A 23,885-nucleotide genomic window follows, 5' to 3' on the forward strand; every position below is an offset into this window, starting at 1 on the left:
GGCACGTGCCCCGGTCGTGGTGCTCAAGTCTCTGCCCCTTCAGCTTCGGCAGGGAAGGTCAGGCCTGTCCACTCGGGAAGCGCGATCGTCACCTGCACGTCACCGGCCAGAAGCGGCACGCCATTGGCGACCGCATCACCGACCCGATCGATCCGCACGATGGCAAGTGCGCGTCTGTCCGAAACCGAGCCGAGCGTTCCGACTGGTTTTCCGTTCGCCGTGATCTCCGTCCCGGCCGCCGGAAGTGCGGCGTCAGCCGCCACATGCGCCACACGACGGCGGGCAGTGCCGCGATGCTGCATGCGCGAGACGACCTCCTGGCCGACATAGCAACCCTTGCGGAAGGAAAGCCCGCCATTTTTGTCGAGCAGAATGTCATGTGGAAATGCATCCTGCAGGGCATAATCCTCGCCGGAAACGACGAGACCGGCCGCAATCCTCAGCGCCTGATAGGCCTCTGCCGGGCCATCTGTATGCCGGCCGGGTGTCCGGGAGAGTGCGGTCCCCGCCTTGGCAAATGCGCCATCGACGATCGCACCCTGATCGGCTTCGTCACCCCATAACACGGTCACGCCATCCTCCGGCAGAGCGAAGAGTTCGACTGCGGCGCGCAGCTTATACATCGTCAGCCGCTTGACGAGCGCATCGCGCTGGCCGGCATCGGTTTCGATGACAAAACCCTCGCCATCCCGCCAGATCAGGAAATCGAACAGGATCTTGCCCTGCGGTGTCAAAAGCGCACCGGGACGAGCCTCGGCTTCCGGCAGTCCCTCGACATCGGTGGTAATCAGCGAATGCAGGAAATCCTGCGCATCCTTGCCGGAAATGCGGATCAGGCTGCGTGTCGGAAGATAGGCTTTGGTCATGGAACGGGAATCCCTCTACTCATCACGGAGATAAGTCTTCGCGACGAGCGGAGCAAGCCGGATGCGGCGGATCAGTTCGTATGGCCGCGACGCCAATAGGTGATCGACGTCATCCGCGTCCGGTCAAGTCCGCTGTCCTTCAACCGCGCACGGATCGCCTGCGCCTCGGTCTTTTCACAGGCCGCCCAGACGAATGTCTCCGCACCGAGCGTGGCAAGCCTTGCGGCAATGGCGGGTTCCAGCAATCCGGCAGTGCCCGGTTCGGCGCCGTTTCTATGCAGCCATTCGATCGAAAATTCATGGGCAGCGCAGGCAAGTGCCTGTTCTTCCGCCTTGTCCGCAACTTCGATGATCGCGTGAACCTTCATCCGGGGCGTTGCCAGCTCGATCATCCGCGCGATTGCGGGCAGCGCCGTCTCGTCACCGGCAAGCAACAGATCTTTCGCGTCCGGCATGCCGCCCGCACCGGGGCCGAGCAGGGCGGCGCGGTCTCCCGGCTGTGCGTTGAGGCCGAATTCGGCACCCGGCATGCGCTTGCCGCAATCCTCATGCACGACGAAATCCAACACCATTTCGCAGCGTTCGAGGTCGAGGCTACGGATGGTGTAATAGCGCACAGCAATTTCATCATCGCCTTCCGGCCAGCCGATGCGCCCGTCGGCAAGCGTCTTTGGCCAGATCGGCTCGCGGCTCTTCGGAGGCATCAGCAGCCGCACATGCAGGCCTTCGGTCGTATCAAAACGGGCGGTATCCGCGCAGGAGACCGTGAGCCGGCGCATCCGTGGCGTGATGTTTTCTGCAGAAACAACGGTGATCTCGCTGAGATTGGCAAGCTTGGCCGGCTTTGGCTGGTCGGCCCAGTCGAGTGTCAGCGGATCGTCGCCGGCAAACATGAAAAGATGTTCGGCAATGATACCACGCGTCATCGACAGCATGTCTTCGGTCGAACAGGCAAGCTTGATGTCGAGCTGCTCGCTCACTCGTGAAATATAGGCCTCGCCGATTTCGCTCGACAGCGTCACATGATCGCCATCGCGAAATACGTCGGCATGGTCGACAAAATGCTCGCAGATCTCCGCAAGCATGTCTTCGGCATCGACAGGAATGGCCGTGCCGGTAAGGACGAATTCCCGATGCGGAAATGAGGCTGCGTTCACGGTCGTTGCTCCATGCGGATGGGGGCCCGAAAACAAAAAGGAAGGCCCCGTGTGGAGGGCCTTCCTGATTAAGTTCACTGGAATTGTCAACTTGACGCTTCGAGCGGTCGGGTTACCAGGTCTTGCTGATCTTTGCAGTGAATGTCCGGGCCTGACCGTAGCCGCAGAAAAATTCCGTCCCGCAGCCCGCGACATACTCCTTGTCGAACAGGTTGGTCACGTTGAGCGAAGCCTTCCAGTCGTTCTTTTCATAACGGATACCAGCATCGAACACAGTGGCGTCGGGGACGCGCAGCGTGTTGGTATTGTTAGCCCAGGATTTGCCGCGATAGCGGACGCCCGCGCCAACGCCGAAGCCTTCGAGAGCACCTTCGGTAAAGGTGTAGTCAAGCCACAGAGCCGCCTGCGTGTTCGGTACGATATAGGGTGTGTTGCCGACCATTTCCGGGCTGCCCGGATATTTGGTGAATTCGAGATCCGTGTAGGATGCAGACGCAAGCAGTTTCCAGTTCTGGTCGATATTGACCTTCCCTTCAAGTTCTACGCCACGCGAACGAACATTGCCGAGCTGCCTGTCTTCGGTCGTGCCGCCACCGCCGGGGATCGGTACTGCGACCGTGTAGTTCTCCTTGTCGATCTGGAATACCGATGCGGTCAGCATGCCGTCGAACCAGGTGGGCTCGTACTTCACGCCGGCTTCGTACTGTTCACCTTCTTCCGGCTTCAGGGCACCGTCAGCGCTTGCGCCGTAAAGCGGGCTGAAGAAGGTGGCAATGCTGGCATAAGGCGTCAGGCCGTTCTTGAATTCATAGGCTACACCCGCACGACCACTCCACGCACTATCGTTGAGGCTGTAATCCGGAACTACATCACGAGGGTCGTCACCTTCGCTGTCGAGATAATCATAGCGCCCGTTCAGGGTGACGATCCAGCCGTCGCCGAATTTGATCTGGTCCTGCGCATAAACGCCGATCTGGTGGATGTTGATGGTCTGATTTGAACCTTCGTTCATCGTCGGGAAAGGTGCGCCGTAGACGGGATCGTTCGGGTTCAGAATGGGGGTGGGGAAACCGGAATACTTGTTGGTATTGAGGTGGAAATAGCGATACTCAAGGCCGCCCATCAATTTATGGGTTGCGCCGCCGAGCTCGACTTCGGTTTCGAGGCGGTTATCGAGATTGAAGGCATTAGCCTTGGAGGTAATGTCTTCCGCCCAGCGCCCGATCTCCGCGTCGTCCTGTGTACCATCGAAGGCATAGATATATGCTTCGTGCTTATAGAGGTTCGAATAACGAGCGCTCTGCGTAAACGTCACACCGCCTTCGAATTCGTGAGAGAATTCATAGCCCACCATTGTCTGGTTGGCCTTGCCGATATCGGAATCCTTTTCGCCCAGATACGTATCGCGGTCGATCTTTCCGTAGAGCGGGTTATCGACGACCGTGCCCATATAGGGAAGCAGACCGTTCGTCGTGTGCGTCTGGTCGATGCCGCTGACATAGGCATAGACGTTGAGGCTTGTGGCGTCGTTCGGCGAAAAGGTGATCTGCGGCATAATGAAACCACGCAGATCGTCCGTATAGTCCATGTAGTTATCACCGCCTGCGACCTTACCGGTCAGGCGGTAGCTGATGGCATCGTTTCCGCCCAGCTTGTCGGAGAAATCGAAACCGAAGAACCCGTTGCCGTCGCTATTTATGCCGGTCTCGGTGTAGAAATACGGGCTGTCCGTCGGCCGCTTGCGCACCAGATTGACGACGCCGCCAGCATTGGAACCGCCAACCAACACTGATGCCGGGCCTTTCAGCACCTCGACCCGCTCCAGAGCGAAAGCGTCTATCTGAAAGTTGCCGTAGGCCGTGCTGGTGAACGGCATGTTGTCGAGGCTGATGCCGGTCTGGCTTGCTTCAAAGCCACGGATGTAGATCCAGTCTGTATCAGGGTCTGCACCATAGGGCTGAGCCAATACGCCGGGTGTGTAATAGAGCGTCTCGTCAACTTTGGAGACAACGCCGCGGTCGTCCATCTCTTCACGACCGATCACGGAAACCGACTGCGGGATTTCCTTCAGCGGCGTATCCGTCTTCGACCCGGTGGTCGTCTCTTTGGCGACATAACCCTTCACCGGGCCGGTGCCGCCCTGTTCGCCTTCGCCCTGGAGAACGATCGGTGCAAGCGTCGTGCCGCTTTGGCTCTGCGCTTCCTGCGCCTGTGCGCTCCAGGCTGCGATGAGCCCTATAGCAGCGACCCCTGTCCGCAGACTTGCCCCCAAGGCTGTCCTGACGACACCCGCACTCATTGCGGAAGACTTCACCGTTTTCTTCATTTCTTGCCCCACTCGCGCCGCGTTTCATGCGGTAATGTAATAAGGTGAGTGGTTAACTCAGATTTGATTTATGCGCTTGTTCTCAAGTGCGGGACTTGAACGATCTTGGGCAAAGTTCGCTCACCGGCGCGTTTGCCCATGCGTTTTATTCCGACTGTGACTTTTTCCACTGCGACGGGGCAAGGCCCACATGCTTGCGGAACACGCGGGAAAAATGCGCATGGTCGGAAAACCCAGTCTCAGCAGCGATTTCGGTCAGTGGTTGCTCGCCGGATTTCAGCATGTCCTTGGCGCGGGAAAGCCGCGCATTCATCTGCCATTCGTGCGGCGCCATGCCGGTTGACGCCTTGAATGAATGGGAGAAATGCGATTGCGACAGGCCCGTCAGCACCGCCAGCTCTTCCAGCCGGATATTGCGAAGGCAATGCTGTTCGATGAATTCTGTCGCCCGCTTCAACTGCCAGGGCGCAAGTGCCCCTCGCTTGCGCGGCTCCGACTTGGAGAGCTTCAACACATCGATCAAAAGCGCCAGCGCCAGCCCGTCACCGTAAAGATCGTGCAAGGGATCAGGATTGGCGATTTCTGCGGCGATCAGTTCGGCAAGCGCCATGACACGTTGGTCGGCGAACACGAGCTGCGGATCCTTCAGCCGGCGCGGATCGAGATTGTCGCCCAGCCGCCGGCTCATGGCATCCGCTTCGAAATGGATGTCGAGATGGCGGACATATTGCACGTCCTTGATGTCGATCCAAAGATCCATTTCGGCGGGAATATAGGATATCGGGCTGAGGCTGGCATCCTGCATCAGGCCCGTTTCGCGCGGGCTGCGCTTCAAAGCCGGACGGCCCTGGCCGCGCTGGTCGAGAAGGATGAACAGGCGCGGATCACGCGCGACGTAATAGCCGCCGGCATAAGCGGCACATTCCACGTCCCACAGATCGGCAGTAATTCCGTTCCAGTATCGCCGGCGCAATCCGCCCAGAACCGAAAAGCCTTCGATCTGGTTACGCATTCTCGGCTGAAACGTCATGCTCCGACCCCGCGGCTCCATTCTCGTGCCAATGACCACGAGTAAAACTATCCTTCTTTTATCAAGTTTTTTGCCTGTCTTCAACCGTGGCGAATCGCATGTCGCTCGCCACGGCTTTTTTGGTCAGGCGCCGTGCTGGGCGGAATGCAGGCGGTTATAGGCGCCGCGCCGCGCGATCAGTTCCTGATGTGTGCCCTGTTCCAGAATGCCGCTCTCATCGATGACGACGATCCTGTCTGCGCCCTGAATGGTGGCAAGCCTGTGCGCGATGATCAGTGTCGTACGGCCGACGGAAAGTTCGGAAAGCGACCGCTGGATCGCCCGTTCGGTTTCCGTATCGAGCGCCGACGTCGCTTCGTCGAGGATCAGGATCGGCGGGTTTTTCAGGAACATGCGGGCGATCGCCACACGCTGCTTCTGGCCGCCCGACAGTTTTACGCCGCGTTCGCCGACAATCGTGTCGAGCCCGTCCGGCAGGTCGGCAATCATCTCTTCAAGCCGCGCCCGGCGGGCCGCTTCCATGATATCGGCATCGCTGGCGCCGAGACGGCCATAGGCGATGTTTTCCCGCATCGTGCCGCCGAACAGGAAAACGTCCTGCTGCACTATGCCGATCTGCTGGCGCAGCGACGCCTTGGTCATCCTGCGGATATCCATCCCGTCGATCGTGATCGAGCCGCTCGAAACATCGTAGAAGCGCGGCAGAAGCGAGCACATCGTCGTCTTGCCCGCACCCGAAGGACCGACGAATGCGATCGTCTCGCCGGGGCGGATGGACAGGCTGACATCGGTGAGGATCGGCTTGTCACTGCTGTAGCCGAAAGAGATGTTGTTATAGTCGATCGCGCCCTTGAGCGCACCGACGGCAACCGCGTCAGGCGCATCGGCAATATCCGGCTCGGTATCGACAAGCTCGGTGAAGCGGCGAAAACCGGCAATGCCCTTCGGATAGGTCTCGATCACCGAATTGATCTTCTCGACGGGGCGGAAGAACACGGTGACGAGCAAGAGGAAACCGATGAAGCCGCCAGCGGTCAATTCGCCCTGCAGCACGAACCAGGCGCCGCAGATCATCACGATCATCTGCGTCAGGCGCATGCTCATATAGCTGAGCGAGGTGCTGGCGGCCATGATCTTGTAGGCTTCGAGCTTCACGCGGCGATAATTCTGGTTGTCGCGTTCGAACAGCGCCCGTTCATGCGGTTCGTTGGCAAAGGCCTGCACGACGCGCATGCCGCCGACATTTTCTTCGATCCGCGTGTTGAAATCACCGACCCGCTCGAACAGCCGGCGGAAATTGGCACTCATCCGCGCGCCGTAGCGGCTCGTCACCCAGGCGGTCAGCGGTACGACCAGCGCGGTGATCATGGCGAGCTTCCAGTTGACCGAGATCATCAGCGCCAAGGCACCGATGAATGTCATAATGGCGATGAACAGGTCTTCCGGCCCGTGATGCGCAACCTCGCCGATCTCTTCCAGATCCTTGGTCAACCGCCCGACCAGATGTCCGGTCTTGTGGTTGTCGTAATAGCGGAAGGAAAGCTTCTGCATGTGGTTGAAGGCTTCCCGGCGCATGTCGGTCTCGATATTGATGCCCAGCATGTGGCCCCAATAGGTGACGACCACCATCAGGCCGGTATTCAGCGCGTAGCAGATGAGCAGTGCGGCCGAGGCAAGCACGATCAGGAACCATTCCTGCGTCACCAGAAGCCGGTCGACGAACAGCTTGACCGCCATCGGAAAGCCGAGCTCCAGCAGGCCGGAGAGAACCGCGCAGCTGAAATCGACAATGAACAAACCCTTGTAGGGGCGATAATAGGCGAAGAAACGGGAAAGCATCACGGCATCTCTGGAATGTGGTGCGGCGACGGAGCGCCAGAAAGAAAGCAGCAAAACATGAGCCGCACCCTCCATATTCGAAAATGATCGCGTTCGGAAAGCCTAAATATGGCTGCTGAAGACGTAAAATGGGAAGACTGTGAGCCTGTGCCTGGACTGCGAGAGAGGCGGGCCTTAACGAATCAATCACCGCCGGAGATGAATTTCAGCTGGCCATCCGGGGAAATGCCGATCCGGTAGAAATTGTAATTGCCGGTTTCTTCCATGCCCATCAGGTCGCCGGCGGTGACGATGCGCAACAGTTCCACGCGTTCCGGCGGCGTCAGCGAAGACAGCGTCTTGCCGGTGAAATAGGGCCAGACATAGGCTTCTTCCGGCGTGCCCTTGTCGACATGGGCCGTACCCGTCGCCAGAAGATCAAGCATGATGGCGAGGATTTCCTGGCCGTCCGGATCGCCCGAAAAATTCTTCAGCGTATCGATCGGGTCGTCGCTCTCATTATTCATCACCTGCGGCGGTTTCGGCGTACCTTCGATGAGGGGGCGCAACCGTTCGATATCACCGGAAGCGGCAGCCTCGACAAGCTTTTCGCGCATCGACTTGACCGGTGCGGGCAGGGTGGAGAGGTCACGAATGATTTCGGCAGGAGGTGCATCGGCTGCAGGCTTGTCCGCGGCGGCCGCATCCGGCGTTACAGCGTTGCCGTCACCCGACGGGGCGGCGTCATTGCCCTCCAGCGCGAGGCCGGGGCGCGGCAGCGTCGTGCCTTCAAAGGCGTTCTGCTCCAGTGCTTCCTGCTCTTCTTCTGAACTGGGCACATTGCGCCCGTCGGTGAGTGCAAAGGAGGAGGGCGCAAACGCCAAAAGCGCCGCTGAAGCCAGCAGCGAAAGCGTCATCGATTTGAAAGCCGCGTTCCGCATGGGAAGCTCGGTTATTATTGAATGTTGCGTCCGGGAGAAAACTCACCGGCGAGCATACGCTCGCGAAGCGATTCGAGCAGCGCTTCGGCACCCTCTTCGCCACGCAGGCGGATCGTTTCGCGCATGGCAAAGGCAATTGCTGCGTCGGCGATGATTTCCGGCTCGATACCGTCTGCGCGTCCGTCTGCCCAGGCATCGTTCTGATATTCGAGCGCGACCTGCATCTTCTCGTGGACGATCATGTCATCGATTTCGTTGAGGCCTGACTGCATACTGAACTTTCCTCGGTGCCGGCCAAAGAGGCCGATTTGATTACTGCGCCGTTAAGAACTTTATCAGCCTTTTATCGAAACGACACGCCTTCCTGACGAAAGAGGTAAATAATCCGCTAATTTCCGAAGCGGGAGGTTATTTCCGTCGCAAGTGTTGCGCCTTCGTTACGGTAGCGCTCTTCCGCGGTGCGTGCCGCAAGCGTGCAGGATGTGTGCACGGCAGCAAAGGAGCGGTATCCACGATTATAGGCCGCCGTCAACCGCTCGCGCCGCGCCGGCTCGTTTGCCGCATCGGAATCGAGCAGTTGCCGCATCGTCCGGCGCCAGTCCTCCTGCGGTGCGCCGCACAATTCCCTCAGGTAACTGACCGAGCCCAGCACTTCGGAAAGCCTTAAAAGCTGGCCGTCATAGGGGGCTGGCAGGGCGGTCTCGGGCGGTGCCGATTGCTGTATCGGAGCCTTGGTCTCGGCCGCAGGCTTCTTCGTCGCCTGCGCTGCAAGCGGCGAGGCGATGATGAGAAAAAGCGGCAGGGCCAGGCAGGCGGCGGATTTCAAATGGAATTCCTTGGGTTCGTGTCCGGGGTGGAGAGCCGATTCGCATGTTCATGATTCGGCATCGATCCGACGCGCCGATACTACCGGTCGGTTGCGAGCGCCGCCAGCTTTTCGGCGCAGTCGCGAACGCTGGGCGGGCAGGGCAGGCGACGGATCTCTTCAACCGTGTACCAGCCCGGATCGGCGGCATCGTCGGCAGCGATCGCCTCGACATGCCGATCGGCCTCGATCCTGAACACGGAAAGGAAGAAGTGGCTTCCGCCATCCTTTTCGCTCTTCAAGTCATAGGTGGCAAAGAGCGTCGGATTGCGCGCCTGAATGCCGGTTTCCTCAAAGAACTCTCGCAGTGCCGTGTCGTCCGGCGTCTCGCCCGGCTCCGCCCGGCCGCCCGGAAAGGCAAAAAGATCCGCCATCGGCGGGTTCTTTCGCCGGATCAGCAGAAAGCGACCATTGCGTTCAAGGATTGCGGAAGAAGCGGCTTGGGGGGAGAGGGGCATCGGCATCATCTGGGTGTCAGGCTGCAGTCAGGGTCGGAATCCGGCTTACATCAACATCTCGCTCCGCATGCCAGGCATCGTAGCTCGCCTGCATTCGCAGCCAGATCGCCGCGCCATCGCCGAACATCTTCCCCAGTCTTGCGGCTACGTTCGGCGAGACCGGCTTGCGTTCTCGCAGGATGTCATAGAGCTGCTGACGCGAGATACCCAGCAGTTCTGCAATCTCGACCTTGGTCTTGCCGGTCGCCGCGATAACGTCTTCGAGCAGTGCTCCCGGGTGAGACGGGCTGCGCTCGATAGGTCGCTTCACTTCGTATTCGCTCATCGTTGTCGTCTCCCGGCATTTTATCAATGGTACTGCTCAAAATCGACGCGAGCTGCATCCTTGCCGTCGAATTCGAATGTGATGCACCACGGTCCATTGACGTGGATCGTATAGCGCGTTGGATCGAAGCCATTCAGGGCGTGAAAACCGAACCCCGGCAGGTTCATGTCCTGTGGTGCTTCGGCGACATCCAGACGGTCGAGGCGCACCAGAATGCGCTTGTGCATTTTGGCGTCGATCTTGCCCGTCTTGCCTGTTTCGAACAGGCTTGCCAGTGCCTTGCTCTTGAACGACTTGATCATGATGAATGTAAGTATCTAGCTTACATTCCGTCAAGGGGCCGGGCGTTGATGTTCTCAGGTGGCGATCGATTCACTTGATATTGCAAAAGTATTGGAAAATGCCATATTTGCAGCACTTGAGGAGCATCCCATGGCGCGTGCGAAGACCTTTTCCCTTGGTGACGCTTATGACGGCATCCTGGCGGATCTTGTAAAACATGGCCGCTTTGGAACGGAGACTGAAGCCGTTCGGGCGGGTATACGTATGCTTGCCGACTACGAGATGCGCGTGCAGTCGCTTCGTCAGGCAATCAAGTCGGCTGATAGCCAGATCGAAGAGGGTCTTGGGATCGAGTACGATACTCACGAAGCTCTGCTCGCGGATGTCATGAATGACGACGAAGGGCGCTAAGAGGGCAAAACGTCTTATCATTTCTCCGCTGGCTCGTGCGGACCTGCGCGGCATTCGGCGCTTTATTGCTGCAACCAGCGTCTACTATGCAGCGGAATTCCTGACGGACCTGACTGCCAAGATCGTCTGGATTGCGCAGGCTGATTTTACAGGTTCTCCGCGCAACGATATCTCTCCCGGGTTGCGAGCCTTTCCTTATCGGCAGCGCTGCATTTATTATCGTTCCTACGCAGATCGCATCGTGATTCTACGCGTTCTGCACATGGCGCAAGACGTCAAACGACAGGATTTCGAATAGCACTCCATGCAGACCTATCTCCTTTACGCCTTCGCCGCTCTTGCCGAAATCGCCGGCTGCTTTGCCTTCTGGGCCTGGCTGAAACTCGATAAGTCGCCTATCTGGCTGGCGCCGGGAATGGTGTCGCTAGCCGCCTTCGCCTGGGCGCTGGCGCTGGTGCCTGCGGAAGCGGCGGGACGTGCTTATGCCGCCTATGGCGCAATCTATATCGTTGCCTCGGTTCTCTGGCTCTGGGGCGTCGAGGGGCGTTCGCCCGATCGCTGGGATGTTACGGGCGCCGTTATCTGCCTTGTCGGCGGGGCGATTATCCTGTTCGGGCCGCGCAGCGCCTGATTTTTGCTCAGTCGGGTTTCTTGACCGCTATCAAACCGGATGCCATCTAAAACCGATGTGTGGACGTTATGCCCTGACCCACAAGCCGGACGAGGTTCTTGGCGCAGTTGGTGTCGCCGATTTCGACGATGATTTTCCGCCGCGGTTCAACATCGCGCCGACGCAACCCATCCTCGTGGTCGGAAAGACGGATCGCCAACCGGGCAGCAACCTGCCGGATCGTCGGGCAACGCTTGCCCGCTGGGGGCTGATCCCCGGCTGGGTCAAGGACATGCGCGACTTTCCGTTGCTGATCAATGCCCGTTCGGAAACGGCGATCGACAAGGCGTCCTTCCGCGCCGCCATGCGCCATCGCCGCATTCTCGTTCCGGCCTCCGGCTTCTATGAGTGGAAGCGGCCGCCGAAGGAAAGCGGGATGAGTTCGCAGGCCTACTGGATCAGGCCGAGGAGTGGCGGCGTCATCGCCTTTGCGGGTTTGATGGAAACCTATGCATCGGCCGACGGATCGGAAGTCGATACCGCCGCAATCATGACGACCAAGCCCAACCGTATGATCCGCAGCATCCATGACCGCATGCCGGTCGTCATCCGGCCGCAGGATTTCGAGCGCTGGCTGGAATGCAAGACGCAGGAACCGCGCCAGGTCGCCGATCTCCTGAGGCCCGTCGAAGACGATTTCTTCGAGGCCATCCCGGTTTCCGATCTGGTCAACAAGGTTTCCAACATGGGGCCGGATGTGCAAAAGCCGGTTGCTGTCGCCGAGCTTGAGGAAAAACCTCCGAAGCCCGGCAAAGACACATCCCAGATGTCTCTCTTCTAGTCTCCTGTCGTCCTTCCAGTTTCTCCCCACCGGAATTCTTTTTAATGAACATCATGTCTGCCGGCCTGTCCGGCTTTGCTCTCGGGGGCTCGCTGATCATTGCGATCGGCGCCCAGAACGCTTTCATCCTGCGTCAGGGCCTGTTGCGCCGCCACGTCTTCCTGCTCTGCCTGATCTGCGCGCTGTCGGATGCGACGCTGATCGCAGCCGGTGTCGGCGGCATGGGGGCGATCATATCGCAGTCGCAAACGCTGATCCTGATCGTCACGCTCGGTGGCGCGGTCTTTCTGGGAAGTTATGCGGCACTGGCTTTCAAGCGTGCCTTACGGCCCGCGGCCATGGTGGCGGGGGAAACGGGAAGCCTGTCGCTGAAGGCGGCGGTCCTGACCTGCCTTGCCTTCACCTTCCTCAATCCGCATGTCTATCTCGACACCGTCCTGCTCGTCGGCAGTCTTTCTGCCGGCTTTGAAGGGCAAGAACGTCTGGCCTATGGCGCTGGTGCTGCCACCGCCTCGTTCATCTGGTTCTTCGGGCTCGGTTACGGTGCTCGTCTTCTCGCGCCAATCTTCGCCCGACCCGCCGCCTGGCGGGTTCTGGACGGCCTGATCGGCCTCGTCATGAGCGTGTTGGCGCTCGGTCTCTTGTGGAGTGCGTTCAGTGAAGTCTGAGCCGCTTACCGGACGGGCGTCAGCTTCGGCTTCCGCTTCAGCATCATCGCTGCTGCTGCCACGGCCTTGATGCCGAGCGGACGGAAATGCTTGGTGAAGTCCGGCTTTGCTTCGGGTTTGTCGTTGTTGGTTGTATTGCTCACGTCTTTATCCTCATCATGTCACCCGCGTGATTCTCACGTGCCGCGGGGCGCCGGGAAATCACCGGCAATAGGGGCGGAATAAAGGCTTATCCGTCCCTTTTCGATGAGGTGAGTCTACGCGTGGCAACTTGCCGCAGGCGGGAGCTGCAATGCAGCAATTTCAGTGCATTGCAGCGAGTGCCTGATTTCCTGGCTACGCGTCAGACGTGCGTGCCTTCGTCTTCGATGGTGATCGTGCCGTAGCGTCGCTTCCATGCCCTTGCGCTGAACGGCAGCACGCAGAGATAGGCAACGACCGTGACCGAAAGCACTTCCCATGTGTAGCTCATCAACAGCGCGACATAGAGAACGACGAGAAGCATGATCGGAAACATCATGTCCCGGCGGATCCTGCTCGATTTGCCGGACCAGACAGGTAGGCGGCTGACAAGCAGATAGCCGATGCCGACCGTGTAGGCGACGCTGCCATAGATGAACAACGGCGTGCGTTCGACACCCAAGAAGCCAAGATAGACCGGCAGCAGCATCAAAAGGGCTCCCATGGGAGCCGGCACGCCGACAAAGAATTCCGACTGCCAGGGCGCCTTGATGCCGCGATCTTCCATGACGTTGAAGCGTGCCAGCCTGAGGCCTGCGGCGATTGCGTAGAGCAGGGCAGCGATCCAACCCAGCGAACGGGCGCCATCGAGCAGGAAGGCATAAGACACGAGGGCAGGGGCGACGCCGAAATTGATGATGTCGGCAAGCGAATCCATCTGTACGCCGAATTTCGACGTTGCCTTCAGGAGACGGGCAATCCGCCCGTCAATGCCGTCGAGAAAGGCGGCCAGCAGCACCATCGCGACTGCCAGCTCGTAGCGTGCTTCGAATGCGAGCCTGATACCTGTCAGGCCTGCACAGATGGCCAGAACCGTGATGAGGTTCGGTACCATCAGCCGGATGGGGATTTCCCTGAGGCGCGGACCGCGAGCCTCGTCTGTCGAGCGGTTCGGCTCTCCCGGCGGCAAATCCATCATCCGTCTGCTCCTTTATGCAATTCTATCAGCTGCGACGGCCAAGCGAGGGGCCCTTGGTCGAGCCGAACTCAGCCAGCACGGTCTCGCCGGCGATGGCAAGCTGGCCAATGGACACACGCGCCTGTCCGCCATTCGGCACGAACACGTCGAGACGCGAGCCGAAACGGATAAGGCCGAAGCGTTCGCCGGCATTGAGCGGCTCGCCGGGTTTTACCCAGCAGACGATCCGGCGCGCCACGAAGCCGGCGATCTGCACGACGCCGACATTGCCGTGGCGGCTCTCGATGACGAGGCCGTTGCGCTCGTTGTCGGAGCTTGCCTTGTCGAGTTCCGCATTGACGAACTGACCGGCGCGATATTCGATCACCTTGATTTCACCGCGGACCGGTGAACGGTTCACATGGCAGTTGAAGACGTTCATGAAAACCGAAATGCGCAGCATCGGTTCGGAGCCGAGGCCCAGTTCCGCCGGCGGCACGACCATGGCGACGTGGCTGATACGGCCATCGGCCGGGCTGACGATCAGGTCGTCATCCTGCGGCACGACACGCTCGGGGTCGCGGAAGAAATAGGCGCACCAGAGCGTCAGAACGAGGCCGATCCAGAAGAGCGGCTCGGCGAAGTAGCCCAGGATCAAGGATACGACGAAGAAGATCGCAACGAAGACATAGCCTTCCTTGTGGATCGGCACGAGCGTGTTGCGAATGGTGTCGAAGAGGTTGATCAACTGTTTCTCCCTGAGGGCCTTATTGTCTTGGTTATCCGGCACTGACTAGCGAAAAACGATACTCGCGGCAATGCGGTTCCGCTCCGCTCCCCAAACCGTGTGGGGATTGCAACCATTGCGGGGGGCGATGCGTTGAATTTCCGACAGGTAATCCGCTTTTTTGGTGCATTGCAGCAAATAGGCACGGTTCTTGCTTCGATTTTCATGAGACTGTCATGAAAGTCCTGCAGGAGACCTCTGACCTACATCAAGGTCAAATGCATGGAATACGCTTAAACCATTGTTGGAAGCACTTCTGGTACTGCGACTTTGGTAAAGAACGGAAGAGTTTGAAATGACCCTTACATGGTGCCTGATAGCAATGGCGGATATCGCGATCGTGATTGCCGCAGTCGTCTATACGGTATGGAGCCAGCGTCGTTACCGTGAACGTATGCGCTACGGCTCGTCGCATAGATAAGCTGGAAGTCGAGCTTGAGGATCTTCCTCGCTCAAATTCTGCCTTTCTCATGAGCGGACCTTGCTTCCGTAATGAGCACTAACGCTGACCGTTCTTGATCAAGGCCGCCCGCTTGGCGGTCTTATGCGTTTGATGACCTGCGGATAGGCCGGGCGCTGTCGATCTTGATTGTGATCGGAAATCTGCGCGAGCTTTTGATGGAATTTCTCGCATAAGGAGAATTTGCCACATCGCAAATGCCCCTTTTTGGCCGTAGTTTTGCAATGTGACTGTAGTGCGCCCCGTGTACCGGTTTTGATAGAGGACAAAACCATGAAACGCGACCTGACTATCGAAGACGTATTATCCGACCCATTGATCGCCCAGCTTCGGCAGGCCGATGGTATTTCCGTGCAGGAGTTCACGCAGTTCATGCGTTCGGCGGCGGAAATCTACAGCGCCGGCAAACCTATGTCGCGCCGAGCCGACAAGACGACTTTCGTGCTTTGCGAGACGGCGGAATTCGCACCCGACCGCCGCGAAAACATCATCGCCGGCAAGGCGCAGCCAAAGGCAGGTGTTCCATGTCTTGGTTGGTGACCTGCCATCCGGCTGATAGCCTGCACAGCATCGGCCCCGTTGCCCGGCGTGCACCCTTAGGCGCGCTGGGATTTCAGATTTTCGCCGGATCGACGTGGCCGAGCCAGGTCGTCAGTGCCAGAAGCGGTGAGCCCCAGAAGGTCAGCACGAGAAGGTAGGCGAGCACGAGGCTGCCCGCCACCGCCATGCGTTTCCACGAATAGTTCATCCGTCTTTTCATTGTCTTTGCCTAACCCGTTTTAGGGACTCGTTATTCTGCCGCAGGCGTGCCGCGCGTGACGACACCCAGATCGTCGCTTTCGCGAACCTGACGCAGATGTTCTTCCGCCTGCGTTGCTTCCCTCTGACGATTCCACATCGAAGCGTAAAGCCCGCCCTCTGCTAGCAGGCTCGCATGCGTTCCGCGTTCGGCAATCTCGCCGGCGCGCAACACGATGATTTCGTCTGCGCTGATCACGGTCGAAAGCCGGTGGGCGATGACCAAGGTCGTGCGGTTTTCCGAAACCCTGTCGAGCGCCGACTGGATCTCATGTTCGGTTGTCGTGTCGAGCGCCGAGGTCGCTTCGTCGAGGATAAGGATCGGCGGGGCTTTCAGGATCGTGCGGGCGATCGCCACGCGCTGCTTTTCACCGCCCGACAGCTTCAGGCCACGCTCGCCGACCTTGGTTTCATATCCATCCGGAAGCTGCTTGATGAATGTGTCGATCTGGGCGACTTCGGCCGCGGTCTGCACATCCGTATCGTCTGCGCTCGGCCGTCCGTAGCGGATATTGTAGGCGACCGTATCGTTGAACAGAACCGTGTCCTGCGGAACCATGCCGATCGCCGCGCGCAGCGATTTCTGCGTCACGTCGCGCACATCCTGGCCGTCGATGGTGATCGATCCGCCCTGGATATCGTAGAAGCGATAGAGCAGGCGGGAAATCGTCGACTTTCCCGCACCCGATGGGCCGACGATCGCAACCGTCTTGCCGGCCGGTACCTCGAACGAGATGCCCTTGAGGATCGGTCGCTCGGGGTCGTAGGAGAAGCGGACGTCGTTAAACGCGATGGCGCCTTTCTGTGCTCCCGTCGCATTGAGCGTCAGCGGCTTTGCATCCGGTCGGTCGGTCACTTCCGCCTCGACTTCCAGAAGCTCGAACATCTGCTCGATATCGGTCAGTCCCTGGCGGATTTCGCGATAGACGAAGCCGATGAAGTTGAGCGGAACCGAAAGCTGCATCAAAAGCGCATTGACGAAAACGAAATCGCCGATCGTCTGTTCGCCGCGCTGAACCGCGAGCGCCGACATGATCATGATGACAGCCTGGCCGAGCCCGAAGATCACGCCCTGGCCAAAATTCAGCCAGCCGAGCGAGGTCCAGACCTGAGTGGCAGCCTTTTCATACCGCGCCATCGACACGTCGAAGCGCTTGGCCTCCATCTCTTCATTGCCGAAATACTTGACCGTTTCGAAGTTCAGAAGCGAGTCGATCGCCTTGGTATTGGCGTCCGTATCGCTGTCATTCATCGTCCGGCGAATGGCGATACGCCAGTCGCTGGCCTTGATGGTGAACCAGATATAGGCGGCAACGGTAATCGCCGTCACCGCCAGATAGGCAAAACCGTAGGCCGCCCAGAAGATGATGGCCGTCAGCACGAATTCGATCAGCGTCGGCACCGAATTCAGGATGGTGAAGCGGACGATCGTCTCGATACCCTTCGTGCCGCGCTCGATGATCCGCGACAGGCCGCCAGTCTTGCGCTCCAGATGGAAGCGCAGCGACAGCTGGTGCATATGCACAAAGGTCTTGTTGGCGAGCTGGCGCACCGCATGCTGCCCGACAGAGGCAAACAGCGCGTCACGCAACTGGTTGAGGCCCACCTGCAGGATGCGGGTGAAATTATAGGCGATCACCAGAACCACGGCGCCAAGCAGAAAGGCCGGCAGCAGGCCGGCCACGGTCCCGGCGAGATCCAGCTTGCCGTTCAGCGCGTCGGTTGCCCATTTGAAGAAATAGGGAACCGAGAGAAGCACCAGCTTGGCAAGGAGCAGAAAAAAGGTTGCCCAGAGCACCCGCGCCTTCAGGTCCGCCCGCCCCGTCGGCCACATATAGGGCCACAGGTTGACGAGTGTTCCCAACGGATTGCCGTCATCCGCGGAAACGATCTTCTTCTTGTTCGACATACAGGTCTCCGGGACGCACGAAAGAGGCGCTACCCGGCACATAGGCGGCAAAACCCGGTGATGCAATGTCACGACGGGTGTTTCCGCTGGAAATGAAGCTGATGGGGTTTGAATTGTGAGGGTTGGCTGGTCTCTGGGGACGCCGATGTCATAGCTGCGTGATCCGGGCCTCAGGAGGGCCTATCACCAATCAACCGATGCAGCGCCTTCAGGCTCTTCCCGCATCTCTCCATTATCTCTTCTTCAGAGAGGGCTGCGCGTTCGTTGATGATGCGCCTGATCTGAAGATCGCCCACCAGCAGGCCGATGAACCATTCGCCGGCATCTTTCGGGTTGCATGCCGTGCCGGCGCAGACGCGTTCCAGCAACCGGCTCAACAGAGGCATGACCTCGTTTCGCCCACCGGCGGAAATCATTGCTCCCAGCACGCCGCTCGGATCGGCGGCCGCTGCCTGGTTCAGCAGAATTGCCCGTTCTCCGAGAAGCATGCGCAGAAATACTGGGGCGACGTCCTGAAGGGTTGTCCAGGGATCGTTTCCGCGCGCGATCGCATCCGCGAGCATTCTTTTGGTTTCGGCGGCATTGGCGCGCACCATTTCTTTGATGAGGCCGTCCTTGTCGCCATACCAACGGTAGAGCGTCTCGTTCGATGCTTTTGCCGTCTTCGCGATGCGAAGCATGGAAGTGGCTCCGTAGCCATTCTCGTCCAGTAGCCGGTAGGCCGCCTCGAAGATCTCGGCTTGACGTATTCGTCGCGCGTCCTTGTCCACATTTCTCTCCATCGGCCGCTTTACTTGAGGCGTACACAAATGTACGGATATGTAAAGGCGTAAGTATATGTACGGACAATGTTGATGACCTGCTTCGCTGATCCTTCCTGCTTGAGAGGAAATTGCCGTGCGTCGTTTTCACCTGCTTGTGCTCATGGCTGTTTCATCATCCTTCGTCGCGGTGGTCGGGACAGTTGCGCTGGGTTCGTTCCTGACCGAAAGCGAGATTGAAGCCCATGCCGAAACCGTTCGCCGGATCGCCGATGCCGGTCCCGCTGTGTCTGGTGATCAAGCTGCCATGCAAACGCTGCCTGCTCCGGTCAGGCGATACCTGGAATTTGCGGTCCCTGATCCGCAGACGCCTTTCCGGGTCGTGTCCCTCGCGGTGGAAGGGAGTTTCCGGCGTCCTCTGACTGACGGTTTTGCGTTCACTACCGCCTCCCAGACAATTGCCGTCGCGACACCGGCCCTTATATTCGCTGCGACGACACCGGTCGCGCCGGGAATTTGGGCGCGCGCCTACGACTTCTTCGCCGATGGCCGCATGGAGATGCGTGCAAGGATCGTCTCCACCCTGACGGTGGTCGATGAAAGTGCGACGAATGATCTGAACCGCACCTCACTTCGCCGATGGCTGCTGGAAAGCCCTCTTTATCCCATGGCATTGTTGCCGGGCGGTCCCGTCCGCTGGGAAGCCATAGATGATAAACACGCACGCGCCATCGTGTCGGGTTTCGGCCTGGAGGCGGCGCTTGTCGCAACCTTCAACCCCGACGGCAGTCTTGCGAGTTTCGACGCGGAGCAGGATGGCGACCTGACCACGTCCTATCACGGCTCGGGCGAACATGCGGCGCGCAGCGACTATCGTCGCGTCTCCGGCATGATGATCCCTCATGGCTTCGTCATAGCCCGTGCGGCGGGGGGACGGACCTATCCGTTTTGGCGCGGCAGGATCACCTCGATTGTCTTCGAATAATCGTGAAGGGCCGGGCAAGCGGACATGACAGCATTATAGGCAAACACCAATAGCCGCACCGGCGAGACCGGGTCGGTGAGAAGGGAAGGGGCAGGCGGGTGGTATGGGGATTTGGTATTTCAGGCTTTCCGCCTGCCCCGGCCGTTTCATCGATCCTTCGAGACGTGTCAGTTCCCGTCGGATCGCCGTTCTCGACCATCACCGGAAACCGAGTTGCAACCCGTTGAGGATGCCGGTTCGCGAACCCGGTTCCCATCCGATGACGGCATGATTATCCGCCTGTCGGCATAAGCGGGGATGATGACGCGCGAAGAATATCGCTAAGCCGCTGACATCGTGCCGGAGATTTTTTTCCTGGCCGTCTCAGCATCCCCGTTTTCGGAAAGGAAACCGTAGCCCCGAAATGCTTCGGCCGACGCTCCTTGTCAGAGCGCCGGCCGGGAAAATCTCGATCATCGAGGCCTGATCGTCCAAAATCATCCCTTGCGATGCTGCAGCCGCTCGCGATGCAACTCCTCGGAATCGGGACGGAACTGCTCAGGCACGCCAAAGATCTGGCCGGGCTGGATGACGTCGGGATTGGCGATCTGTTCCTCGTTGGCGAGATAGATCGTCGTGTAGCGCACGCCCTGGCCATAAGCGCGCCGTGCGATCTGCCATAGCGTGTCGCCGCGGCGGATGATGACGGAGTTGCTGCTGCTCTGGGTGAGTGGCGCCTGTTCGATCGTGCGCGTTCCATCGGTGGCAGCCATCGTCTGCGGTGCACCACCGAACTGTTGGGCCAGCGCCGGGCCGACGGCCTCGGCAATCAGCTTGGTCAGGCTGTCGAGCGCTGCGCTTACCGCTGCCACGTCGCGGGGCAGGGCTTCCAGCGCCTGACGGGCCGCATTGGCATGACCGGCCGTGACGCCGACAGCCTCGGTTGCATTGACTGAGGCGCCTGCCGGCAGTCTGTATTCGGCAAGCGATTGCAGCGCGATGGACGTCGACGAGCGGGCCGCCGTCATGTTTTCGAGCGCCGGAACCTTGCCGGCGTCATAGAGGCCCTTGAGCAGAGAGAAAGCCTTGGCCACCTGTCCGCGCAGATTGTCGAACGCGCCGCCATCGGCGACCGTGACCGGGCTTGCCGGTGCCGGTGATGCGATTGCTGCGACCTGTTCGCCGGCCGGTCGGTTGAACGGCACTTCCACGCGAACCAGAACCTGTCCGTTGCTGCCGAGTGCTTCGACTGCGATGCGATGATCACCGACGGTCAGATTGGCGCTTCCGTCGATGACGAAATGCCCGTCTCCGCCCGCCTGAGCCTGACCGACGACGGAACCATCCGCGGAGCCGCGAACCTGACGGCCCGATTTCGTAACGCCGGCAATAAAGATCTTCGACCCTTCGATTTCGACCGCCGTGATCTGCAATTCGCTCGACATGGCCGGAGCGGGAGAGGTGGCAGGCACAGGGGAGGTCGTAGCGGGAGCAGGCGCGGATGCGACGCCGCCGGATTGCGGTGCTGTCGTGGCGGCGTCGGCACCTGCTGAAGGCGCTGCAGGCTGGTTTGTCGCCGCTGCGGAGGCCGCCTTGCCGGCCTCTTCCGGAACCGCGATCAGGCGGCTTGCCTTGCCGGGCTTGGTCACCATGGCGAGAAGCTTGCCATTCTTGTCGGCGGGAACCGAGACCGTCGCGACCTCTTCCGAGCTTGTAACCTTGCCGTCCTTGGCGGTCGCCTTCAGCACGAGCTGGTGGTCACCGGGGGGAAGCGGCTTGTCGAGCACGGCGGCAAAATCACCGCTCGGGCCGACATCCACCTTGGCGATGACGGATGTGCCACTGGTGATCTCAAGTGTCGAATTGGGGGCTGCATGGCCTGCGATAACCGCGGAACCGTCCGGCTCGACGCGCAACACATCGAATGTCGGCGTATCGGTTGCAGCCGTTTGCGGCGCAGGGGCGGCTGTGGGTGCCGGCGAGGCTGCAGGCGCATTGGCTGGCGCTGGCGCGGAAGGGGCGGTTGCCTGCGGCTCGACCTTTGCGGTCTCGGCAGGCTTGTTGCCCTCGGTTACGGCATCCTTCACCGCGTCACCGGCAGCATTGATCGCAGCTGCGACTGGCTTGCTTTCTTGGTTGATCCTCGGCATGACAAAGAAGATCATCAGCAGCGAAGCAATTGCAAGTACAATCAGGGCGAGCCAGCCGGCACGGTTCTTCATCGTCTATTGCCTCTTAAGGGCCTGAGTTTCCGCTACTTTACCGATTAGCTCTTTCCAGACTTCTTAACAAGCTTTTCACGTCATAAAGCCTTGCTCTTGCGGGATTTTCCCGTCAAATCTGCGTTGTGCGGTCTCAACTGTCGCACCCTTTGAATGCCCAATGGAGAAAACTGTGCCAATACGATCCATCTGCGTCTATTGCGGCTCCCAGCCCGGCCGTGATCCTGCCTATATCGCTGCCGGTCGCGCACTTGGAAAATCGATTGCCGCGCATGGCCTAAGACTCGTCTATGGCGGCGGCACCAAGGGCATCATGGGCGCGGTTGCATCAGGCGTGTTGTCGAACGGCGGAGAAGTGACCGGCATCATCCCGGAATTCCTCGTCGACATGGAGGCGACCCGCCATTCGCTCGGCCAGCTGAACGAATTGATCGTGACGTCGGACATGCATGAGCGCAAGCACAAGATGTTCGAGCGCTCCGACGCCTTCGTCACGCTTCCCGGCGGTATCGGCACGCTGGAAGAAATCGTCGAGATCATGACCTGGGGCCAGCTCGGCCGCCACGAAAAGCCGATGGTCTTCGCCAATATCGGCGGTTTCTGGGATCCGATGATGGCACTTGTCGATCACATGCGCGCAGAGGGTTTCATCCACCGCGCCAATCTCGTCCGGCCGCTGGTCATATCCGAGGTGGACGATATCGTTCCGGCAATTCTGGAACGTGATGAGGTGACGACTTCGTCCAAAGGCGAAGAGGCCGTTATCTCGAAGCTTTGAAGTGCACGGTCGTCATGCTCGTCCTCGGGTTAAACCCGAGGATGTCCCGAGCATCTGCTACGTCTTAGCCGCAGCGACGTGAATAGATCCTCGGGACAGGCCCGAGGATGACGGCGAACGTGGTTTTCAATCGACGATAAAAAGCTTGGCCCCGATCGTGGTCGAGGAGCGATGCGGCTCGGCATTGTCGGCGACCTGATAGCTCATGCCGGGCTTCAGCACGAAGACACGTCCATCGGCGAGTTCAGTCGTCATCTCGCCTTCCAGGCACAGAAGGATATGGCCTTTTTCGCACCAGTGGTCGGCAAGATATCCCGGTGAGTGCTCGACCATCCGCACGCGAATGCCGCCGAAATGCCGTGTCCGCCAGGTGGAGTGGCCCGTATCGCCCTTGTGCACGGTCGGCTCGATGCTCGACCAGTCGGTCGTGCCGAAGGGAATGTCTGACATCTGCATGAAGTTTGTCCTTGAAAATCAGCGACCGCGCAGCTGTCGCAGCATGGCGATGGTGTAGAGCGCCAGCGCCGCCCAGATCAACACGAAACTTGTCAGCTTTATCGGGCTCAGTGGTTCACCGAAGGCGAAGATGGCGATCAGGAAGATCATCGTCGGGGCGATATACTGCATGATGCCGATCGTAGACAGTTTCAGCAGTTTTGCCCCATTGGCATAGATCATCAGCGGACCGGCGGTGACGACGCCGGACAGCGCCAGCATGCCCATGTCGAAACCGGTTCCGCCGAGAAAATGCCCCTGTCCGGTCGCTTCGAGCCAGATCACATAGGGCAGCATCGGAATGCTGATCAAAAGCACTTCGAGGAAGAAGCCCTGGTTGGGACCGATCGGCAGCGTCTTGCGCAAAAGCGCGTAGATGCCCCAGGTAACGGTCAGCGCCAGCGAGACCCACGGCAGCCCGCCGGCGCCCCAGGCGAGGATGGCGACCGCCACGACCGCAAGCCCGATGGCCACCATCTGCAGCGGAGCGAGCTTTTCCTTCAGGATCACCGCGGCCAGAAAAATGCTGAACAGCGGATTGATGAAATAACCGAGCGCGGCATCAAGAGCGTGTCCGGCGGCGACCGCCCAGACATAGACGCCCCAGTTGAGGGTAATCAGCGTCGCGGTGGCGCAGGCCATGCCGAGCATGCGCGGGTTCTTGAGCGCCGCCCGGACATCTTTCAGCCGGCCGAGTATCACCAGCACGATGCCGGCCACCGGCACAGACCATATCGCGCGGTGCGCCAGCACTTCCATTGCCGGAAGGTGTCCCACCGCCTTCAGGTAGAATGGCAGAAAGCCCCAGAGTAGATAGGCCGTAAGACCGAAGGCAAAACCGCGCGGCGTGTCTTCATTGACGGCAACCGGATTTGTGGCGGGAGACGCTGGGTTTTGGCTGGCCATGGGGTGTTTCCGGCATTCTGTTGTAATTGGCATGTGTAATTAACATGGCGCAATTACAGGATCGCGCCC

29 protein-coding genes are annotated in these 23,885 nt (G+C 59.5%); 9 read left to right on the plus strand and 20 right to left on the minus strand.

The window, feature by feature from the left end; genetic code table 11:
* Window positions 1-23 precede the first annotated feature (23 nt).
* The 11 genes from ygfZ to JNB91_RS07815 all read right to left on the minus strand — a co-directional run bounded on the left by ygfZ (window position 24) and on the right by JNB91_RS07815 (window position 10,088).
* Window positions 24-866: a CAF17-like 4Fe-4S cluster assembly/insertion protein YgfZ gene (ygfZ, locus tag JNB91_RS07765; protein WP_220324955.1), complete on the minus strand. Its 843-nt coding sequence runs from the start codon at window positions 864-866 to the stop codon at window positions 24-26.
* Window positions 867-937: 71 nt separating this feature from the next.
* A complete protein-coding gene (locus JNB91_RS07770) occupies window positions 938-2,023 on the minus strand; it encodes a DUF2218 domain-containing protein (protein ID WP_346269289.1) in 1,086 nt (361 codons plus the stop codon).
* A 112-nt stretch (window positions 2,024-2,135) separates the two neighbouring features.
* Window positions 2,136-4,322, minus strand: a complete 2,187-nt coding sequence (locus tag JNB91_RS07775) for a TonB-dependent siderophore receptor (RefSeq protein ID WP_220325214.1) — start codon at window positions 4,320-4,322, stop codon at window positions 2,136-2,138.
* Between the two features lie 172 nt (window positions 4,323-4,494).
* Window positions 4,495-5,379 carry a helix-turn-helix domain-containing protein gene (locus tag JNB91_RS07780; RefSeq protein WP_220324956.1) on the minus strand — a complete coding sequence of 295 codons (885 nt, stop codon included), beginning with the start codon at window positions 5,377-5,379 and terminating at the stop codon, window positions 4,495-4,497.
* Between the two features lie 123 nt (window positions 5,380-5,502).
* Window positions 5,503-7,218: an ABC transporter ATP-binding protein gene (locus JNB91_RS07785; RefSeq protein ID WP_220324957.1), complete on the minus strand. Its 1,716-nt coding sequence runs from the start codon at window positions 7,216-7,218 to the stop codon at window positions 5,503-5,505.
* 182 nt (window positions 7,219-7,400) lie between these two features.
* Window positions 7,401-8,138: a hypothetical protein gene (locus tag JNB91_RS07790; protein ID WP_220324958.1), complete on the minus strand. Its 738-nt coding sequence runs from the start codon at window positions 8,136-8,138 to the stop codon at window positions 7,401-7,403.
* Between the two features lie 14 nt (window positions 8,139-8,152).
* Window positions 8,153-8,410: a hypothetical protein gene (locus JNB91_RS07795; protein ID WP_220324959.1), complete on the minus strand. Its 258-nt coding sequence runs from the start codon at window positions 8,408-8,410 to the stop codon at window positions 8,153-8,155.
* 116 nt (window positions 8,411-8,526) lie between these two features.
* Window positions 8,527-8,964 carry a TIGR02301 family protein gene (locus JNB91_RS07800; RefSeq protein WP_223218095.1) on the minus strand — a complete coding sequence of 146 codons (438 nt, stop codon included), beginning with the start codon at window positions 8,962-8,964 and terminating at the stop codon, window positions 8,527-8,529.
* A gap of 80 nt (window positions 8,965-9,044) precedes the next feature.
* Complete coding sequence (locus JNB91_RS07805) at window positions 9,045-9,461, minus strand: NUDIX hydrolase (RefSeq protein WP_220325216.1); 417 nt, start codon at window positions 9,459-9,461, stop codon at window positions 9,045-9,047.
* A gap of 16 nt (window positions 9,462-9,477) precedes the next feature.
* Window positions 9,478-9,786 (minus strand): HigA family addiction module antitoxin, encoded by a 309-nt coding sequence (locus tag JNB91_RS07810; RefSeq protein ID WP_220324960.1) that lies wholly within the window; start codon window positions 9,784-9,786, stop codon window positions 9,478-9,480.
* Window positions 9,787-9,809: 23 nt separating this feature from the next.
* A complete protein-coding gene (locus tag JNB91_RS07815) occupies window positions 9,810-10,088 on the minus strand; it encodes a type II toxin-antitoxin system RelE/ParE family toxin (RefSeq protein ID WP_220324961.1) in 279 nt (92 codons plus the stop codon).
* A gap of 58 nt (window positions 10,089-10,146) precedes the next feature.
* Between JNB91_RS07815 and JNB91_RS07820 the strand changes: the two genes are divergently transcribed.
* The 5 genes from JNB91_RS07820 to JNB91_RS07840 are packed head-to-tail and all read left to right on the plus strand — an operon-like array spanning window position 10,147 to window position 12,598.
* Window positions 10,147-10,479, plus strand: a complete 333-nt coding sequence (locus JNB91_RS07820; protein WP_346269290.1) for a type II toxin-antitoxin system ParD family antitoxin — start codon at window positions 10,147-10,149, stop codon at window positions 10,477-10,479.
* Complete coding sequence (locus JNB91_RS07825; protein ID WP_220324962.1) at window positions 10,460-10,777, plus strand: type II toxin-antitoxin system RelE/ParE family toxin; 318 nt, start codon at window positions 10,460-10,462, stop codon at window positions 10,775-10,777. Before JNB91_RS07820 ends, JNB91_RS07825 begins: the two co-directional genes overlap by 20 nt.
* Before the next feature lie 6 nt (window positions 10,778-10,783).
* Window positions 10,784-11,110 carry a YnfA family protein gene (locus tag JNB91_RS07830; RefSeq protein WP_220324963.1) on the plus strand — a complete coding sequence of 109 codons (327 nt, stop codon included), beginning with the start codon at window positions 10,784-10,786 and terminating at the stop codon, window positions 11,108-11,110.
* A 55-nt stretch (window positions 11,111-11,165) separates the two neighbouring features.
* A complete protein-coding gene (locus tag JNB91_RS07835; protein WP_220324964.1) occupies window positions 11,166-11,930 on the plus strand; it encodes an SOS response-associated peptidase in 765 nt (254 codons plus the stop codon).
* 50 nt (window positions 11,931-11,980) lie between these two features.
* Window positions 11,981-12,598: a LysE/ArgO family amino acid transporter gene (locus JNB91_RS07840; protein ID WP_220325218.1), complete on the plus strand. Its 618-nt coding sequence runs from the start codon at window positions 11,981-11,983 to the stop codon at window positions 12,596-12,598.
* A 5-nt stretch (window positions 12,599-12,603) separates the two neighbouring features.
* On the opposite strand, the gene JNB91_RS07845 is transcribed toward JNB91_RS07840, so the two are convergent.
* From JNB91_RS07845 to JNB91_RS07855, 3 genes are all read right to left on the minus strand, one after another.
* Window positions 12,604-12,741: a hypothetical protein gene (locus JNB91_RS07845; RefSeq protein ID WP_220324965.1), complete on the minus strand. Its 138-nt coding sequence runs from the start codon at window positions 12,739-12,741 to the stop codon at window positions 12,604-12,606.
* A 200-nt stretch (window positions 12,742-12,941) separates the two neighbouring features.
* Window positions 12,942-13,754: a CDP-alcohol phosphatidyltransferase family protein gene (locus tag JNB91_RS07850; protein ID WP_220325219.1), complete on the minus strand. Its 813-nt coding sequence runs from the start codon at window positions 13,752-13,754 to the stop codon at window positions 12,942-12,944.
* Between the two features lie 28 nt (window positions 13,755-13,782).
* Entirely contained in the window at window positions 13,783-14,481 is a 699-nt protein-coding gene (locus tag JNB91_RS07855) for a phosphatidylserine decarboxylase (protein ID WP_220325220.1), read from the minus strand.
* A gap of 337 nt (window positions 14,482-14,818) precedes the next feature.
* Between JNB91_RS07855 and JNB91_RS31115 the strand changes: the two genes are divergently transcribed.
* Both JNB91_RS31115 and JNB91_RS07860 read left to right on the plus strand, forming a co-directional pair.
* Window positions 14,819-14,944, plus strand: a complete 126-nt coding sequence (locus tag JNB91_RS31115) for a hypothetical protein (protein ID WP_262927997.1) — start codon at window positions 14,819-14,821, stop codon at window positions 14,942-14,944.
* Between the two features lie 312 nt (window positions 14,945-15,256).
* Window positions 15,257-15,523, plus strand: a complete 267-nt coding sequence (locus JNB91_RS07860; protein WP_220324966.1) for a hypothetical protein — start codon at window positions 15,257-15,259, stop codon at window positions 15,521-15,523.
* A gap of 73 nt (window positions 15,524-15,596) precedes the next feature.
* Here the strand turns inward: JNB91_RS07860 and JNB91_RS31120 are convergent, their stop codons facing one another.
* From JNB91_RS31120 to JNB91_RS07870, 3 genes are all read right to left on the minus strand, one after another.
* Window positions 15,597-15,731 (minus strand): hypothetical protein, encoded by a 135-nt coding sequence (locus JNB91_RS31120; RefSeq protein ID WP_262927998.1) that lies wholly within the window; start codon window positions 15,729-15,731, stop codon window positions 15,597-15,599.
* A 42-nt stretch (window positions 15,732-15,773) separates the two neighbouring features.
* Window positions 15,774-17,690 (minus strand): ABCB family ABC transporter ATP-binding protein/permease, encoded by a 1,917-nt coding sequence (locus JNB91_RS07865; RefSeq protein ID WP_220324967.1) that lies wholly within the window; start codon window positions 17,688-17,690, stop codon window positions 15,774-15,776.
* A gap of 170 nt (window positions 17,691-17,860) precedes the next feature.
* Window positions 17,861-18,460 carry a TetR/AcrR family transcriptional regulator gene (locus JNB91_RS07870; protein WP_220324968.1) on the minus strand — a complete coding sequence of 200 codons (600 nt, stop codon included), beginning with the start codon at window positions 18,458-18,460 and terminating at the stop codon, window positions 17,861-17,863.
* Between the two features lie 127 nt (window positions 18,461-18,587).
* On the opposite strand from JNB91_RS07870, the gene JNB91_RS07875 reads away from it, so the two are divergent.
* Window positions 18,588-19,436: a DUF6920 family protein gene (locus JNB91_RS07875; RefSeq protein ID WP_220324969.1), complete on the plus strand. Its 849-nt coding sequence runs from the start codon at window positions 18,588-18,590 to the stop codon at window positions 19,434-19,436.
* Window positions 19,437-19,912: 476 nt separating this feature from the next.
* On the opposite strand, the gene JNB91_RS07880 is transcribed toward JNB91_RS07875, so the two are convergent.
* On the minus strand, window positions 19,913-21,637 hold the full coding sequence (locus JNB91_RS07880) for a LysM peptidoglycan-binding domain-containing protein (RefSeq protein WP_220324970.1): 1,725 nt from the start codon (window positions 21,635-21,637) through the stop codon (window positions 19,913-19,915).
* 160 nt (window positions 21,638-21,797) lie between these two features.
* Between JNB91_RS07880 and JNB91_RS07885 the strand changes: the two genes are divergently transcribed.
* Complete coding sequence (locus tag JNB91_RS07885) at window positions 21,798-22,415, plus strand: LOG family protein (RefSeq protein WP_220324971.1); 618 nt, start codon at window positions 21,798-21,800, stop codon at window positions 22,413-22,415.
* Between the two features lie 126 nt (window positions 22,416-22,541).
* Here JNB91_RS07885 and JNB91_RS07890 read toward each other — a convergent pair whose 3' ends face one another.
* Window positions 22,542-22,871 (minus strand): DHCW motif cupin fold protein, encoded by a 330-nt coding sequence (locus JNB91_RS07890; RefSeq protein ID WP_220324972.1) that lies wholly within the window; start codon window positions 22,869-22,871, stop codon window positions 22,542-22,544.
* An 18-nt stretch (window positions 22,872-22,889) separates the two neighbouring features.
* Complete coding sequence (rarD, locus tag JNB91_RS07895; protein WP_220324973.1) at window positions 22,890-23,816, minus strand: EamA family transporter RarD; 927 nt, start codon at window positions 23,814-23,816, stop codon at window positions 22,890-22,892.
* Between the last annotated feature and the right edge of the window lie 69 nt (window positions 23,817-23,885).

The organism is Aliirhizobium wenxiniae, from assembly GCF_019511445.1.
Lineage (GTDB): Bacteria > Pseudomonadota > Alphaproteobacteria > Rhizobiales > Rhizobiaceae > Neorhizobium > Neorhizobium wenxiniae_A.